This is a genomic window from Pseudomonas citronellolis, assembly GCF_001586155.1.
Classification (GTDB): domain Bacteria; phylum Pseudomonadota; class Gammaproteobacteria; order Pseudomonadales; family Pseudomonadaceae; genus Pseudomonas; species Pseudomonas citronellolis.
Genome location: NZ_CP014158.1, coordinates 1,480,773 through 1,496,778, shown reverse-complemented (window position 1 = coordinate 1,496,778; position 16,006 = coordinate 1,480,773). Strand labels below are relative to the sequence as shown.

At 68.4% G+C, this 16,006-nt stretch carries 11 protein-coding genes; 7 read left to right on the top strand and 4 right to left on the bottom strand.

The genetic code is table 11. The annotated features are described in order from the left end of the window. Window positions 1-56 precede the first annotated feature (56 nt). The 4 genes from PcP3B5_RS06780 to PcP3B5_RS06765 all read left to right on the top strand — a co-directional run bounded on the left by PcP3B5_RS06780 (window position 57) and on the right by PcP3B5_RS06765 (window position 6,371). Entirely contained in the window at window positions 57-2,288 is a 2,232-nt protein-coding gene (locus PcP3B5_RS06780) for a TonB-dependent siderophore receptor (protein ID WP_061560863.1), read from the top strand. A 49-nt stretch (window positions 2,289-2,337) separates the two neighbouring features. After that, on the top strand, window positions 2,338-3,231 hold the full coding sequence (locus PcP3B5_RS06775) for an alpha/beta hydrolase (RefSeq protein ID WP_061560862.1): 894 nt from the start codon (window positions 2,338-2,340) through the stop codon (window positions 3,229-3,231). Between the two features lie 369 nt (window positions 3,232-3,600). Then, window positions 3,601-5,037, top strand: coding sequence for a TldD/PmbA family protein (locus tag PcP3B5_RS06770; protein ID WP_061560861.1), 1,437 nt, complete (start codon window positions 3,601-3,603; stop codon window positions 5,035-5,037). Next, window positions 5,037-6,371 carry a TldD/PmbA family protein gene (locus PcP3B5_RS06765; RefSeq protein ID WP_061560860.1) on the top strand — a complete coding sequence of 445 codons (1,335 nt, stop codon included), beginning with the start codon at window positions 5,037-5,039 and terminating at the stop codon, window positions 6,369-6,371. Before PcP3B5_RS06770 ends, PcP3B5_RS06765 begins: the two co-directional genes overlap by 1 nt. A 470-nt stretch (window positions 6,372-6,841) precedes the next feature. Here PcP3B5_RS06765 and PcP3B5_RS06760 read toward each other — a convergent pair whose 3' ends face one another. Then, a complete protein-coding gene (locus tag PcP3B5_RS06760; protein ID WP_061560859.1) occupies window positions 6,842-7,402 on the bottom strand; it encodes a DUF6436 domain-containing protein in 561 nt (186 codons plus the stop codon). 136 nt (window positions 7,403-7,538) lie between these two features. Next, window positions 7,539-8,033 (bottom strand): BRO-N domain-containing protein, encoded by a 495-nt coding sequence (locus PcP3B5_RS06755; protein ID WP_043272468.1) that lies wholly within the window; start codon window positions 8,031-8,033, stop codon window positions 7,539-7,541. Window positions 8,034-8,445: 412 nt separating this feature from the next. Between PcP3B5_RS06755 and PcP3B5_RS06750 the strand changes: the two genes are divergently transcribed. Then, window positions 8,446-9,495, top strand: a complete 1,050-nt coding sequence (locus PcP3B5_RS06750; protein ID WP_061560858.1) for an RNA methyltransferase — start codon at window positions 8,446-8,448, stop codon at window positions 9,493-9,495. A gap of 938 nt (window positions 9,496-10,433) precedes the next feature. Here PcP3B5_RS06750 and PcP3B5_RS06745 read toward each other — a convergent pair. After that, on the bottom strand, window positions 10,434-11,444 hold the full coding sequence (locus PcP3B5_RS06745; RefSeq protein WP_160326816.1) for an MASE2 domain-containing protein: 1,011 nt from the start codon (window positions 11,442-11,444) through the stop codon (window positions 10,434-10,436). A gap of 459 nt (window positions 11,445-11,903) precedes the next feature. Between PcP3B5_RS06745 and PcP3B5_RS06740 the strand changes: the two genes are divergently transcribed. Then, window positions 11,904-12,449 (top strand): TetR/AcrR family transcriptional regulator, encoded by a 546-nt coding sequence (locus tag PcP3B5_RS06740; RefSeq protein ID WP_061560857.1) that lies wholly within the window; start codon window positions 11,904-11,906, stop codon window positions 12,447-12,449. 234 nt (window positions 12,450-12,683) lie between these two features. Further along, window positions 12,684-12,872 carry a hypothetical protein gene (locus PcP3B5_RS06735; RefSeq protein WP_061560856.1) on the top strand — a complete coding sequence of 63 codons (189 nt, stop codon included), beginning with the start codon at window positions 12,684-12,686 and terminating at the stop codon, window positions 12,870-12,872. Window positions 12,873-13,247: 375 nt separating this feature from the next. On the opposite strand, the gene PcP3B5_RS06730 is transcribed toward PcP3B5_RS06735, so the two are convergent. Beyond that, complete coding sequence (locus PcP3B5_RS06730) at window positions 13,248-15,998, bottom strand: PAS domain-containing sensor histidine kinase (protein ID WP_082816266.1); 2,751 nt, start codon at window positions 15,996-15,998, stop codon at window positions 13,248-13,250. Window positions 15,999-16,006 lie beyond the last annotated feature (8 nt).

Sequence of the window (16,006 nt, the reverse complement as noted above, 5' to 3'; positions counted from 1 at the left end):
TGAGTAATTATCATCTTCGATCTCTCGCCTTCAGGCTGAACTTCCGGAGATCGAAGATGTCGTCCCGTGCCCAACCCCTAGTCCCCTTCCTGCTGCTGTCCAGCTGCCTGCTGGCCAGCGCCGTCCACGCCGCCAGCCAGGACGAGCAGCCCGTCGAACTGGACAGCCAGACCGTGGTCGCCACCGCCCAGGAAGAAACCAAGCAGGCCCCGGGCGTGTCCGTCATCACCGCCGAGGACATCGCCAAGCGCCCGCCGGCCAACGACCTGTCGCAGATCATCCGGACCATGCCGGGGGTCAACCTCACCGGCAACTCCACCAGCGGCCAGCGCGGCAACAACCGGCAGATCGACATCCGCGGCATGGGCCCGGAGAACACCCTGATCCTGGTCGACGGCAAGCCGGTCAGCAGCCGCAGCTCGGTGCGCTACGGCTGGCGCGGCGAGCGCGACACCCGCGGCGACACCAACTGGGTGCCGGCCGACCAGGTCGAGCGCATCGAAGTCATCCGCGGCCCGGCGGCGGCGCGCTACGGCTCCGGCGCCATGGGCGGGGTGGTGAACATCATCACCAAGCAGGCGGCCAAGCAAACCCACGGCAACCTCACCGTCTACCAGAACTTCCCGCAGCACGGCGACGAAGGCGCCAGCAAGCGCGTGAGCTTCGGCCTCAACGGCCCGCTGACCGATACCCTCAGCTACCGCGTCTACGGCAACCTGGCCAAGACCGACGCCGACGACTGGGACATCAACGCCGGCCACGAATCGGCGCGCACCGGCAACCAGGCCGGCACCCTCCCCGCCGGCCGCGAAGGCGTGCGCAACAAGGACATCAACGGCCAACTGAACTGGAAACTGGCGCCCAACCAGAGCCTCGAGTTCGAAAGCGGCTTCAGCCGCCAGGGCAACATCTACACCGGCGACACCCAGAACACCAACAGCAACGCCAACGTGAAGAGCATGCTGGGTCACGAGACCAACATCATGTACCGCGAGAACTACTCGCTCACCCACCGCGGCGACTGGGACTTCGGCAGCTCGATGGCCTACCTGCAGTACGAGAAGACGCGCAACAGCCGCATCAACGAAGGCCTGGCCGGCGGCACCGAGGGCATCTTCAGCAACACCGACTTCTACACCTCGACCCTGCGCGACCTGACCGCCCACGGCGAGGTCAACCTGCCGCTGCACGCCTGGCGCGACCAGACCCTGACCCTGGGCAGCGAGTGGAACCAGCAGAAGCTCGACGACCCCAGCGCCAACACCCAGACCACCACCGAGGGCGGCTCGGTCGCAGGCCTGACCAGCAGCGGCCGCGACACCACCTCGCAGGCGCAGATCTTCTCGCTGTTCGCCGAAGACAACATCGAGATACTGCCCGGCACCATGCTCACCCCGGCGCTGCGCTTCGACCACCACAGCATCGTCGGCGACAACTGGAGCCCGTCGCTCAACCTGTCCCACGCGCTGACCGACACCCTCACCCTGAAGGCCGGCATCGCCCGCGCCTACAAGGCGCCGAACCTGTACCAGCTCAACCCCGACTACCTGCTCTACAGCCGCGGCCAGGGCTGCTACGGGCAGAGCACCAGCTGCTACCTGCAGGGCAACGAGAACCTCAAGGCCGAGACCAGCGTCAACAAGGAACTGGGCATCGAGTTCAAGGACGACGGCTGGGTCGCCGGGCTGACCTACTTCCGCAACGACTACAAGAACAAGATCGACTCCGGCCTGACCCCGGTGGGCAACGCCAGCGGTGGCACCGGCAGCTACGCCAACGCCTCGATCTACAAGTGGGAAAACGTGCCCAAGGCGCTGGTCGAGGGCCTGGAAGGCACCCTGAGCATCCCGCTGGCCGCGCAGCTGACCTGGAACAACAACTTCACCTACATGCTGCAGTCGAAGAACAAGGAAACCGGCGACGTGCTCTCGGTGACGCCGAAGTACACCCTCAACTCCATGCTCGACTGGCAGGCCAGCGACGACCTCTCGCTGCAGCTGAGCGTGGCCTGGTACGGCAAGCAGAAGCCGAAGAAGTACGACTACCAGGGCAACCGCGTGACCGGCAGCGCCAACGACCAGCTCTCGCCCTACGCGCTGACCGGCGCCAGCGGCACCTACAAGCTCAGCAAGAACCTCAGCGTCACCGCCGGCGTCGACAACATCTTCGACAAGCGCCTGTACCGCGCCGGCAACGCCCAGGGCGTGGCCAACATCGCCGGCGCCGGCGCCGCCACCTACAACGAGCCCGGCCGCACCCTCTACACCAGCCTGACCGCGTCCTTCTGAGGACCACCCGGCCCCGCTCCCGGCGGGGGCCGGCAGACGAGATAGCCTGATGAAAACCACCACCCTGCCCCTGGTCCTGGCGCTGGCACTGGCCGCGCCGGCCCCGGTGGCCCTGGCGCAACCGGCGCCGGACCAGAAGATGGACACCACCTTGCTGCAACGCCAGGACCTGGCCTACCGCTTCACCCAACTGGACCTCGACTCCGCCGACGGCCAGCGCCATTACCGCCTGTGGGTCGGCAAGCCCGAGCGCCCGGCGCCCGGCGCCGGCTACCCGGTGCTGTGGATGCTCGACGGCAACGCCGCCCTCGGCGCGCTCGATGCCGCCAGCCTGGACAGGCTCGCCAGCGGCCAGGCGCCGCTGCTGGTCGCGGTCGGCTACCAGACCGAGCAGCGCATCGAACGCAACGCCCGCACCTACGACTACACCCCGCCGCTGCCCGGCGAGGCCAGGCAACTCGACCCGCTGACCGGCCAGCCCAGCGGCGGCGTCGACGCCTTCCTCGACCTGCTGCGCCAACGCATGCGCCCCATGGTCGCCGCCGTCGCCCCCATCGACGCCAGCCGGCAGACCCTCTGGGGCCACTCCTACGGTGGCCTGGCCGTGCTCCACGCCCTGTTCACCCGCCCCGGCGAGTTCAGCGCCTACGCCGCCGCCAGCCCCTCGCTGTGGTGGCACGACGGCGCCATCGTCCGCGAAGCCGCCGGCCTGCAACAGCGCCTGGGCGAAAGCCGCCCGCGCCTGCTGCTGATGCGCGGCGGCGACGAACCGGGCAACCCACGCGGCCCGCTGAAAGGCGACGCCGAACGCCCGGCCCGCGAACTGAGCGCCGACCTGGCCAAGGTGCCGGGCCTGCAGGTGCAGTACCAGCGGTTCGATGGTCTGGGGCATGGGCCCATGTTGCCGGCGTCGCTGCGTTATCTGCTGGAGCATTACCCGTAACCGAGGCGCGCCGGGGAGCAAGGTCAAACGGCGGATAACCGCGAACGGTTATCCGCCCTACGCCAGGCCCATCTCCATAGGTCATACAACCGTTCGCAGAAATGACGATGTGTAAGGACGGTGCCTAACCTCCAGCCCACTCAGGACAGCCCCCTCTCCCTTCAGGGAGAGGGTTGGGGAGAGGGCGCTCTGAAACCCAACACCTACGCCACCGGTAACCCCTGTTCGCGAGCAAGCTCGCTCCTACGAAAAGCCAAAAAGCCCAAAAGCCAAAGCCATCCCCTCCGCCCCTCCCCCTTTTTCACACTGGCAATGAAGTTTGCGGCAGGAGCACAATCCAAGGTTCGCCCCTCCCCAGGAAGCCCCCGGATGCCCGACAGCCTGCATGCGGCCCTGCGCCACTTCGTTTCCACTCTGCGCCACGACCCGGCCTTCCGCTCCCTGCGCCTGGTGCAGCGGCACAGCCTCGACTGCGGCGTGACCCGCGACCAACCCGACCCGGTGCGCCACGGCCTCGACCAGGGCGCCATGCTCTGCGCCGAGGTCGATGGCGTGGAAGCCTTCGCCGCCACCAGCGACCTCGGCGAACAGGGCCTGCGCCAGGCCTTCGAACGCGCCCGCCAGCTTGCCGCCGGCATCGCCGCCCGTGCCCTGCCGCGCCCGGCCCAGGCCGGCGCCGACCTCGGCCGCCAGCGGCGCAGCAGCCCGAACCTCGACACCCCGCTGCCGGATCTGGCGCAATGGCTGGACCTGCTGCGCGCGGAATGCGCCGCGGTGCCGCGCGAGGAACGCATCGTCGACTGGAGCGCCAGCCTGCGCGTGGTGCGCGAGCAACAGCTGTACCTCGACCGCCACGGCAGCGACCTGCTGCACGAGACCCAGCGCCTCTACCCCTGGCTCTCGGTGACCGCCTTCGACGGCCGCCAGAGCCAGACGCGCACCTTCGACGTGGCGCGCCAGGGCGGTGCCGAGGTGGTGCTGCACAGCGGCTTCGCCGGCGCCGCCGCGCGCGTCGCCGACGAGGCCCTGCAACTGCTGCTGGCGCCCAACACCCCGGAAGGCACCCGCGACCTGCTGCTGATGCCCGACCAGATGATCCTGCAGATCCACGAATCCATCGGCCACCCGCTGGAGCTGGACCGCATCCTCGGCGACGAGCGCAACTACGCCGGCACCAGCTTCGTCACGCCGGACATGTTCGGCCACTACCAGTACGGCTCGCCGCTGCTCAACGTCAGCTTCGCCCCGGACGTGCCCGACGAACTGGCCAGCTACGCCTACGACGACGAAGGCACGCCCGCCGAGCGCCAGCTGCTGATCGCCGGCGGCATCCTCCAGCGCCCCCTGGGCGGCGCCCTGTCCCAGGCCCGCAGCCAGCTCGCCGGGGTGGCCAACAGCCGCGCCAGCAGCTGGAACCGCGCGCCCATCGACCGCATGGCCAACCTCAACGTCGAGCCCGGCGACCAGAGCCTGGCGCAACTGATCGGCGGCATCGAGAAAGGCATCCTCATGGCCACCAACCGCTCCTGGTCCATCGACGACGCGCGCAACAAATTCCAGTTCGGCTGCGAATGGGGCCAGTTGATAGAGAACGGCGAACTCGCCGGCGTGGTGCGCAACCCCAACTACCGCGGCATCTCCGCGCAGTTCTGGCGCAGCCTGGGCGCGGTGGGCGACGCCTCCACCCTCAGCGTGCTGGGCACCGCCAACTGCGGCAAGGGCGAGCCCAACCAGGCGATCACCGTCGGCCACGCCTCGCCGGCCTGCGTGTTCAAGGACATCACCGTGTTCGGAGGGCAGGCCTGATGCAACTGCGACTGTCCCCCGACCACCTGCGCGAACTCGCCGACTGGCTCAAGGGCCGGCTGCGCGGCGACGAGGAATTCAGCCTGTGGCTCGCCGCCGAGGATTCCGACTTCGTACGCTTCAACCACGCCCGGGTGCGCCAGGCCACCCGCGTGCTGCAGATCGAGGCGCAGCTGCGGCTGATCCGCGGCGCACGCCACGCCAGCCTGGAGCTGAGCCTGACCGGCAGCGCGGAGGAAGACCGCCAGCGCCTGCAGCAAGGCCTGGAACAACTGCGCGGCACCCTGGAAGTGGTCCCGGAAGACCCGTACCTGCTGCTGGAAGATGAGCCCTGGACCCACATCCAGGAAGCCCCCGGCCGCTTGCCGGAAGTCCGCGAGGTGATCGACCAGGTAGACGCCCAGGCGCAAGGCCTGGACCTGGTCGGCATCTACGCCGGCGGCCCGTTGTACCGCGGCTTCGCCAACACCCGCGGCAGCTTCGGCTGGCACGCCGCCGGCAGCGCCAGCCTGGACTGGAGCCTGTTCGCCAGCAACGGCGAGGCGGTGAAGACCACCTACGCCGCGCGCGACTGGAATGCCGCCGCCCTGGGCCAGGCCTTCGCCCGCGCCCGCGAGCAGTTGGCCTACCTGCAGCGCCCACGGCGCACGCTGCAACCCGGCGCCTACCGCGCCTACCTGGCGCCAGCGGCGCTGGAAGAAATCATCTCGCTGCTGTGCTGGGGCGGCTTCTCCGCCCGCGAACTGGCCACCCGCCAGAGCCCGCTGCTGTCGCTGCACCTGGGCCATGCCAGCCTGTCGCCGCAGGTCAGCCTGGAGGAAGCGGCCAGCGCCGGCCTGGAACCGCTGTTCGACAGCGACGGCTTCCTGCGCCGCGACCAGGCGCTGATCGAAGGCGGGCGCATGGTCGGCCAACTGGTCAGCCCGCGCTCGGCGAAGGAGTTCAACCTGCCCGCCTACGGCGCCAACAGCCACGAGACACCGCAGTCCCTGGTCATGGCCGCCGGCGAACTGCCCGAGGACGAAGTGCTGGCGCGCCTGGGCACCGGCCTGTACATCGGCAACCTCTGGTACCTGAACTACTCGGACCTGGCCGCCGCGCGCATCACCGGCATGACGCGCTTCGCCAGCTTCTGGGTGGAAGACGGCCGGATAGTCACGCCCCTGGCCAGCATGCGCTTCGACAACAGCCTCTACAGCCTGCTCGGCGAACACCTGCAGGCGCTGACCCGCGAACGCTCGCTGCGCATCGACACCAACACCTACGGACGCCGCAGCGCGGCCACCCAGTTGCTGCCGGGGGCGCTGGTGGAGCGTTTCACGCTGACGCTGTAGGGCGTACAACCGTTCGCGGCTGTACGCCGTTACACCCATCTCGACGCAGGCCTCCTGGTCAAGCCTGGAGCGCTCGGAAACGGGAGCTTCGGGTTCGAATCCGGCGCGCCCTGGGGCCAAGGTCAAACGGCGGATAACCGCGAACGGTTATTCGCCCTACGTCAAGGTCGGGCCCGGCGTAGGGCGCATAACGCCTACGGCGTTATCCGCCGTTTGGCCTTGGTCCCCGGCGGCTCCGGGGTTGATCTTGGCGTTGATTGAGACCCCGGTGTATCGGCGGATAACCGCGAACGGTTATCCGCCCTACGCCACGGTCAGGGCTGGTGTAGGGCGCATAACGCCTACGGCGTTATCCGCCGTTTGGCCTTGGTCCCCGGCGGCTCCGGGGTTGATCTTGGCGTTGATTGAGCCCCCGGTGTATCGGCGGATAACCGCGAACGGTTATTCGCCCTACGTCACGCCCAGCGCCGTTACCAGTCGCAGTAGCAGCCGGTGGCGAGGGTGCTGGGGGACTTCACCTGGCGGCCTTCGACCAGCGCCTGGATCACCGGCTCGATGAAGCTGTTGGCCGAGGTGCAGGTGGCGCCTTCGCTGTAGGGGCCGAAGTAGGCCAGCTTGCCGTCGCGGTCCCACACCGCCACCGAGGGGCTGGCAGCGATGGGCGGCGGCGAGGGGAATTCCGGCAGCGGCTTCAGACCCCACAGCTCGCTGGCCAGGCGGCCCTGGGTGCCGGGCTTGCGGTAGGCGTAGAAATCCACGCCCTGGGGTTCGAAACGCTTGATCAGCGAGGCCAGGTGCTGCTGGTTGGCGACGTTGCACGGGCATTCCGGGTCCCAGAAATGCACCACGCGGATGTGCCCCGGGCCGGCCAGTTGCGCCGGCAGCTGCAGCACCTGGCCATCGAACAGCTGGGTGGTATCGGGATAGCTGCGCAGGTAGCGGCCGTGGAACGACCAGAAGGCGGCGAACAGGATGCCGAGCCAGGCCACGATGAGCACGCCCGCGAGAACGACTTTGCGATTGAGCGACATGATGCGGAAGGGGTGGACGGGAGGGCCGCTAGCTTGCCACGTCCAGCCGCCAGGGCAAGCCTTTCCTGACCGGCAGGCTGTGGCCGCAGCCTGCCGGATGACGACAAAACCAGGCGGCCCCGTTCGCATACGCAGGCTAGAGCGAAGCTCGCAGGCGCCCCAGCCAGCCACTTCCTTCGCCGCTGCAAGGGCTGAAGGTGGGCAATTGCTGCAGCGGCACCCATAGCTCACCCTGCCAGTCCAGCAGCGTCACCCGTTGCGAGCGCCAGCTCATCAGCACCCGCCGGGGCCGTTGCGGATCGACGCGGCCCTGGTCGCGCAGCAGCGGAATCACCTGCTCGCCCAGCCAACGCCCCAGGGCTCGGTTCTCCGGGTGACCGAAGCGGATCAGCGCCTTGTACAGCGCGGCCTCGTTGACCACCTCCAGCCACTCCTCGGCGCCGGAGGCCGCGCACAACAGCACCGAGCGCGCCTCGTGCGCATCCAGCCGCCGCGCCAGCGCCTGTGGATGATGCAGCCCGAGCAGCCGCGCCAGGTCGTGGGCGACGAACCAGGGTTGGTCATCGATCAGCAGGCCGCGCAGGGGACGGTTGTGGCGGAGGAAGGTGGTGGCGGTATAGGCATCATGCATGCTGGGAACTCCTGTTCAGAGAGGGGGAGTCCGCCGCTACGTCGTCAAACGAAGGGAGGCGGACCGCGCGGGGTTGACGAACCGGGAACAGGTACCGGCAGGCCCGAAGGCCTCCCCGCGCGATCCGCCATGAAGCGTGGCAGATGGATCGAACTGCGCACGGGGGCCTGCAAAAAACGCTACGCCGTTTTCGCATACGCCATCGGCGCGATCGCGCCTGTTCCACGGGTCGTCAAACCCGGCCACGGGATCGACCGTGACCGGCGGAGGATAGAGAGACGCAATGTAAGCCCGTAACGGATAGCCATGTGGGAAGCCTCCGAAACGCTGTTCGGGGCATGGTCCGGACGGACCTGCTCGCCCATCACCCCACCTTCGCCACACCCCGCGCCGGTGTTAGCATGCGCGCCCCATGCGCCTGACCGATTTCGACCAACGCCTCGCCGACCTCGGCGCCCTGCCCCGCCACCGCGGGCGGATGCTGCGTGCCTGGCTGCAGGGCCAGGCGCTGGATGCCGGGACCAAGCGCCAGGCCAGCGAGGACTTCCTGCCGCTGGCGGTGCGCAACGCCGTGCCGGAACTGGCCGCGCAGCTGGAAGGCCTGGCGCGCCTGCATTCCCGCCACCCCGCCGGGGACGGTTCCGAGCGCCTGCTGGTGAGCCTGGCCGACGGGCAGATGGTGGAGAGCGTGCTGCTGCCGCGCGATGGGTTGTGCGTGTCCAGCCAGGTCGGCTGCGCGGTGGGTTGCCGCTTCTGCATGACCGGCCGCAGCGGCCTGCTGCGCCAGGTCAGCGCCGCCGAGATGGTCGCCCAGGTGGTGCTGGCGCGGCGCCTGCGGCGGGTGAAGAAGGTGGTGTTCATGGGCATGGGCGAGCCGGCGCACAACCTCGACAACGTGCTGGAGGCCATCGACATCCTCGGCAGCGACGGCGGCATCGGCCACAAGCACCTGGTGTTCTCCACGGTGGGCGACCCGCGGGTGTTCGAGCGCCTGCCGCAACAGCGGGTGAAACCGGCCCTGGCCCTGTCGCTGCACACCACCCGCGCGGGCCTGCGCGAACACCTGCTGCCCAAGGCACCGAAGCTCACGCCGGACGAACTGGTGGAACTGGGCGAGGCCTATGCCCGCCAGGTCGGCTACCCCATCCAGTACCAGTGGACGCTGCTCAAGGGCGTGAACGATGGCAAGGATGAGCTGGATGGCATCCTGCGCCTGCTCAGGGGCAAGTTCGCGGTGCTCAACCTGATTCCCTTCAACGCCCTGGAAGGCGACGCCTACCAGCGCCCGGACGGCGGGCGCATCGTCGAGATCGTGCGTTACCTGCACAGCCGCGGCGTGCTGACCAAGGTGCGCAACAGCGCCGGGCAGGATGTGGATGGCGGTTGCGGGCAGTTGCGGGCGCGGGCGCTGGAGTTGGTGGATACCAGCCGGCTGAGCATCGCGCCGAGGCGCTCTTCGTAGGAGCGAGCTTGCTCGCGAAGGGAGTTTCCCGGTGACTGTGGTGTTGGGGGTAAGAGCGCCCTCTCCCCAACCCTCTCCCTGAAGGGAGAGGGGGCCGTTCGGAGCGAATGGCAAATCCAGAGTTACCCGTAGGAGCGGACCTTGTCCGCGATGGCCGGAACCACCGGCGCGGTTCGCGGAAGGGATCCGCTCCTACGCTGCCCCACCTGCGCCATTCCCCTGTAGGAGCGCGCCCTGCGCGCGATTTCGCGGGCAGGGCCCGCTCCTACAGGTTGCTGGGGAGCACGGTATTCCTCCCCCGTAGGAGCGGACCTTGTCCGCGATAGCCGGAACCACCGGCGCGGTTCGCGGAAGGGATCTCCTACGCTGCCCCACCCGCGCCATTCCCCTGTAGGAGCGCGCCCTGCGCGCGAAATCGCGGGCAGGGCCCGCTCCTACAGGTTGCTGGGGAGCACGGTATTCCTCCCCCGTAGGAGCGGATCTTATCCGCGATAACCGGAACCACCGGCGCGGTTCGCGGATGAGATCTCCTACGCTGCCCCACCCGCGCCATTCCCCTGTAGGAGCGCGCCCTGCGCGCGAAATCGCGGGCAGGGCCCGCTCCTACAGGTTGCTGGGGAGCACGGTATTCCTCCCCCGTAGCGGATCTTATCCGCGATAACCGGAACCACCGGCGTGGTTCGCGGAAGGGATCCGCTCCTACGCTGCCCCACCCGCGCCATTCCCCTGTAGGAGAGCGCCCTGCGCGCGATTTCGCGGGCAGGGCCCGCTCCTACAGGTTGCTGGGGAGCACGGTATTCCTCCCCCGTAGGAGCGGATCTTATCCGCGATAACCGGAACCACCGGCGCGGTTCGCAGATGGGATCCGCGCGGCCCCACCCGCGCCATTCCCCCTGTAGGAGCGCGCCCTGCGCGCGATTCGCGGGCAGGGCCCGCTCCTACGGGGCTGCGTCCTCGGCGGCGGCGCACGGCGCCAGGGCCTGGCGGGCGTGTTCGATCCAGTCGTGTTCGCTGGCGAAGTCGGTCGAGTAGTCGGCCAGGCCCATGCTCAGCGAGAGCGGCGGCAGCGAGGCTTCGTCGAAGTTGCCGAACAGTTGGGCGATGCGCTCGACGCAGGCCCGGGCGCCGGCGCCGTGGGTCTGGCGGAACAGCACCAGGTATTCGTCCGGGTGCTTGCGGCTGACGTGGTCGGTGTTGCGCACCTCGGCCTTGATCAGGTGGCCCAGGCGCACGCTGAGGGCTTCGGCGGTGAGGTTGCCGTAGCGCAGGCGCAGGCGGGCGTGGTCGTCGATGCGGATCAGCGCCAGGGTCGCCCGCGGCCCGCCGCGCCGGCAGCGGCCGAATTCCTGGGCCAGGCGGTGCAGCCAGACGTCGTAGGACAGCAGCAACTGCTGGTCGAAGCAGTCCACCAGGGAGAAGGCGCGGCGCTGGGCGTGCAGGCGGCGCGCCAGGCTGTAGCTGGTCCAGCCCACCGCCAGCGGGTAGAAGAACAGCATCGGCAGGCAGGCCCAGATCACCCGCCCGGGCGTCTCCAGGTCCACCTGGTAGCCAGTCAGCAAGCCCATCGCCAGGATGCCCGCCGCGTTGGCCAGCAGGCCCTTGAGCATGAAGCCGGGGCCGTTGGCCGCCACGTTGTGCATGGTGACCATCGACAGCAGCAGCGCCGAGGGCAGCAGGCTGAAGTGCATGAGCGCCACCCAGCCGCCGGCGAACAGCGAATCCAGCAGCAGGTTGCGCAGTTCGGCCCGGTAGGGCTCGGCGGCACGCACGGCGATGAAGCGGGCCAGGCCCGGCCAGAGGAAGCCGTTGACCAGCATCCAGGCCCAGAGCGCGGGGTGCCCAGGATAGGTGAGCACCGCGATGAAAACGAAGCTGAGACCACAGCCCAGGCTGCGTGGCGCGTAGATGCGCCTGGCGAAGGCGATACCGGCGCAAGTACTGCTTTCCATTTCCATACATCAATCCAGAGACGGCCTTCGGCGAAGGGTCGACAGGCGGCATCGGCAATGGCGCCTGTAAATTGCCAGCATGTCTGACGTGCCTTTCCCGCTGGGCGCGTTATGCTTCCCCATTGGGTGAAAGCGTCAGCCTTCCGTCCACATAGCGGCGACGTTCACCCGCAAGACCGGCAATGTCAAAAAAACGCCATTGCCATGAACATTGATGACTTGCCCCTCGCCGAGCGGGTGGCAAGCGTTGACGAATCGGTCAGGAATGGAAGCCACCGCCTCCCTGCCGGACAGGGTCCCTGGCCATTACCGCACGCGCGCAGCTCTAGCGGCTGCTGCGAATCGAGAAGGACCGTGCCGTCCCCAGGCTGCCAGGCGCAGCGGGGCACAACCGGCACGGGCGGGCGCACGGCTGGCCAACCTTAAAATACGACCGTATTCTAATGCAGAAGAGACCCGATGAGTAAGCGCCCCGTCATTGATAGAGGCAAGGTCCTGGATGCCGCCGAAGGCGTGGTCATGCGCGAAGGCGTTGCGGCGCTGTCCATCGGCGAGGTGGCCAAGGCCGCCGGCATCAGCAAGGGTGGCGTGCAATCCTGCTTCGGCACCAAGGATGGGCTGATCGAGGCCATGTTCAACCGATGGAAAGCGGAGTTCGAGGTGGCTGTGCGCGACAACGCCCCAGACGAAGCGGAACCGCTCGACAACCTGCGCGCCCACGTGCAACTGCTGGCCGCCAGCGACGAGGCCCTGGGCAAGCGCGCCGCGGCGGTGCTGGCGGCGATGCTCAGCCGGGAGGAGCTGCGCCAGCGCTCCAGCGACTGGTACCGCCCCCTGCTGATCCAGGACGGCGGCGACGACGAGCGCAGCCGCAACGCCCGCCTGGCCTTCCTCGCCGCCAAGGGCGCCTTCCTGCTGCGCTCCTTCGGCCTGATGGAGATGAGCGAGGCGGAATGGCAGGCGATCTTCCGCGAGATCGACACGCTGCTCCCGCCAGGGGAATGAACGCCCGGTGACCGGGGAGGCGCAGGCCTTCCCTTTGCGTAGTACACCCGCCGCCCGAGAACCCACGCCGATATCCCACCGGGATAACCCCGGGAAAGTCGCGCCTACTCAATAACTAGACGAAGCAACTAGTTCCATGTGGATATATCCAATTCATCCACCCACTTCCATAATTCAAAAGTCGAGCCCTATGCAAAACCAGAAGAACGACTCATCCTTCATTCAAGGAATGCCATGCAAGCAAAAGTTCAATACGAGGACTCCGGCCTGGTCTGGATGTATGGTCATCTCAGAAGAATAGGTTGCAGCTTCCCCACCGCCCTGTACCGCAGCATGCGCTTCAAGCTGCTGGGCGATACCGGTGACTTCAGAAGCTCGGTCAGCTGGCAGAAGATCCGCTTCTCCAGGGCCCGGGCCGGCTAGCCCGGCGCGCAACCTCGCCCCCTTCGCGCAGCCTCTACGTTCCTAGCCGCGCGCCCCTGAGCAACACCTGGCCGCCCCCGTTGCAGGGACAGCCTCCCGCCTTTTCTACCTCATTCGTCTTCAGGATTGCGCCGCCTACGGGCGGAGTTTCTCAATACGCGGAGAAACTCAAGGACAATAACAACAAGCACGCCAGCAAGAATCGCCAACAGCATATCAATGCCCTCGCTATATCATCGTCGCAATCAATCGTTCTTCGAATGATGGAAAACAAAGTATGCCCCGGGGGCAACTTTGCCCAACATCGGAATCTATTTCTACATCGCAAGAAAAAACCGGCGAACTTCTTCGCCGGCGATCATCACCCCGGAACTTTCAGCCTTCCGCCAGGGGCAGGCGAATGACGAACAGCGCCCCCGTTTCGGCGTTGCTCACGCACAGGCTGCCGCCCATGTTGCGGATCAGGTCGTGGCTCACCGACAGGCCCAGCCCGGTGCCCTGCCCCACCGGCTTGGTGGTGAAGAAGGGTTCGAAGATGCGTTCCAGCAGTGCCGGCTCGATGCCTCCGGCGCTGTCGCACACGTGCAGTTCCAGCCACCCGGGCTCGGCGCAAGGGCGCTGGCCCAGGCGGATCCACCTGTCGCCCTCGCGCTTTTCCAGCAAGGCGTCGCGGGCGTTGGCCAGCAGGTTCACCAGCACCTGCTCCAGCTGGTCGGCGAAGCCCATGACCTTCGGCCGCGCCTGGGGCGCCTCCAGCTCTAGGGTGATGCCTTGCTGGGTCATGCTCTCGCCCAGCAGCAGCACCACCGCCTCGCAGCAGGCCTGGGGATCGAACGGGGCCATGTCCAGGTCGGATTTGCGGCTGAACACCCCCATGTGGTTGACCACGCGGGTCAGCCGGTCGACCTGGGCATCCACCCGCTTGAGCTTCTCGCCCAGGTACTGCGGGTCGTCCAGGCGCTGCCAGGCATTGAACAGCGCCAGGCGCATGACGTGCAGGGGCTGCTTCATCTCGTGGGCCATGCCGCTGACCATCTGCCCCAGGGCGGCCATCTTGGCGCCCTGGGCGAGTTGCTGTTGGGAATGGCGCACCGAGGTGTTGTCGCGGGCGACCGCCTGGACTTCGCGCAGCCGGCCCTGCTCGTCGAACAGCAGGCGGTCGCTCCAGATCAGCCAGCGGCACTCGCGTCCGGGCAGGTTGAAGCGCAGTTCCCAGGATTCCTCGACGCCGCCGCCGGCCCCTTCGACCAGGCGGGCGCGCAGGGCGCTGCAATCGCGCTCGGACAGCCAGTAGTCCAGGCGCCGCCCCAGCAGGGCCTCCACCGGCTCGCCGAGGAAGCCGGCGAAGGTGTGGTTGACGAAGGTCAGCACCAGGCTGGCCGAATAGCGGCAGATCAGCGCCGGCGAATCCTCCACCAGCATCCGGTAGCGCTCCTCGCTCTCGGCGATGCGCTGCGCGGCCTGGTGCCGCTCGGTCACGTCCAGCCACAGGCCCACCACTTCCCGCGGCAGGCCCTGGGCGTCGCGCAGCAGCTTGGCCTCGTCGTACAGCCAGTGCCATTGCCCGGCGCCGTCGCGCAGGCGGTATTCGGCGTTGACACGCCCTTCGCGCAGCAGCGTGCGGCCGCGCTCGAAGAAGCTGCCCAGGTCGTCCGGGTGCACGCGCTCGGCCAGGGCCTGCCAGCTGTTCGCCTGCAGGTCCAGGCCCAGCAGGTTGCCGGCGCTTTCGCTGTAGAACTCCGGAATCAGCTGGCCGTCTTCCACGCGCTGCACGTAGATCACCACCGGCGCCTTGTCGATCAGGTTGCGCAGGCGCGCATGGGTGGCCTCGGCCTGCTGCGCCTGCTGGCGGGCCTCGCTGACGTCGAGCAGCACGCCGTCAAGGAAGCCGTGCTCGCTGCCGCCCTGCCAGCGCCCCTGCAGGTGCAGCCAGCGGCGGATGCGGGTCCAGGAATCCGGGCAAAGGCGCAGGTCCTGCGCCAGCTCCCCGCCGGGGCCCAGTTGGCGCAGGCGTATCAGCAGTTCGTCGGCATCGGCGGGGTGCAGCCGCTGCAGCAGTTCCTCCCGCGACAGCCGCGTCTGCCCCTCGGGCAATTCCAGGATGGCCGCCACCGCGGCGGAGAACTGGAAGCCTTCGCGCGCCGCGTCGTAGCGCCAGTAGCCGCCCTGCACCCTGCTCTCCAGCAGGTTCAGCCGGTGCAGGGCATCGCGCAGGCGCTTGCGTTCGAGGCGGCCGAAGACCTGCAGCGCCAGTTGTTCGGCCAGGCACTGCCAGTCGCCGGGCGACAGTCCCGCGCGGCCTTCGTCGAGGCCGTCCGGTTCGCCGATCAGCCAGGCGCCCTGCCCGCCCTGCGGCGTCGCCGGCACCACCCGCAGGTGTTCGCAGCACAGTTGCTTCAGCAACGCCGAGCCGGGCCCGCCGGCGCCGAGCAGGGTGCTGTCGGCCAGGGCGGCGAGCCCGCAATCCGGCAGGGCCAGGCCTTCGCGCAGCAGGCTGTTGGCGCCGGGGCGGACGTAGCAGGCGAACACCCGCCCGCCGCCGCCCGGCTCCGCCAGGACCAGCGCCATGGATTGCAGCGCGAAGCTGTTGGCCATGACCTCCAGCACTTCGCCCAGCGCCCCCGGCAGCTCGGCCAGGGCGACGTGGCTGAGCCGGGAGAGCAACTGCTTGATCACGTTGAAGCACTGCATCTGCGACTTTTCCCGGTCGCTCTGCCAGTTCAGGTCGGAGATGTCGGTGCCCAGCAGCAGGCAGCCGCGGCCGGCCAGCGGGCTGACCTGCACGCGGAAGACCAGCGGCTGCTGGTCGAGGCTGCGCAGGGCCAGGTCCACCTGGCGGCCCTGGCGCAATTCCAGCGGCGCCCCGGCGGGCCGGGACCTGCGCTCCAGGTAGTCGCCCAGGCGCGCCGTGCCGGCATGTGTCGGCTGCGCCAGGCAGCGGGCGCGGCGCCCGCCCAGGCGGCACACGCGGTCCTCGGCATCCAGTTCGATGCACAGGTCCCAGTGCGCCTGGCTCCATTGCCAGAACGGCTCGTCCAGGCCGCTCTGTGTCTCTTGCATCAGCGCATCGCCACCGGGTACCGGGGCGGCCTTGTCGTTGGAGTGGCCACGGAACAGTCCTCGCATCGTCGACC

Bases quoted from the DNA above. Each gene is read 5' to 3' on its own strand.
- PcP3B5_RS06780 (WP_061560863.1), top strand. From the start codon at position 57: ATGTCGTCCCGTGCCCAACCCCTAGTCCCCTTCCTGCTGCTGTCCAGC.
- PcP3B5_RS06775 (WP_061560862.1), top strand. From the start codon at position 2,338: ATGAAAACCACCACCCTGCCCCTGGTCCTGGCGCTGGCACTGGCCGCG.
- PcP3B5_RS06770 (WP_061560861.1), top strand. From the start codon at position 3,601: ATGCCCGACAGCCTGCATGCGGCCCTGCGCCACTTCGTTTCCACTCTG.
- PcP3B5_RS06765 (WP_061560860.1), top strand. From the start codon at position 5,037: ATGCAACTGCGACTGTCCCCCGACCACCTGCGCGAACTCGCCGACTGG.
- PcP3B5_RS06760 (WP_061560859.1), bottom strand. From the start codon at position 7,402: ATGTCGCTCAATCGCAAAGTCGTTCTCGCGGGCGTGCTCATCGTGGCC.
- PcP3B5_RS06755 (WP_043272468.1), bottom strand. From the start codon at position 8,033: ATGCATGATGCCTATACCGCCACCACCTTCCTCCGCCACAACCGTCCC.
- PcP3B5_RS06750 (WP_061560858.1), top strand. From the start codon at position 8,446: ATGCGCCTGACCGATTTCGACCAACGCCTCGCCGACCTCGGCGCCCTG.
- PcP3B5_RS06745 (WP_160326816.1), bottom strand. From the start codon at position 11,444: ATGGAAAGCAGTACTTGCGCCGGTATCGCCTTCGCCAGGCGCATCTAC.
- PcP3B5_RS06740 (WP_061560857.1), top strand. From the start codon at position 11,904: ATGAGTAAGCGCCCCGTCATTGATAGAGGCAAGGTCCTGGATGCCGCC.
- PcP3B5_RS06735 (WP_061560856.1), top strand. From the start codon at position 12,684: ATGCAAGCAAAAGTTCAATACGAGGACTCCGGCCTGGTCTGGATGTAT.
- PcP3B5_RS06730 (WP_082816266.1), bottom strand. From the start codon at position 15,998: ATGCGAGGACTGTTCCGTGGCCACTCCAACGACAAGGCCGCCCCGGTA.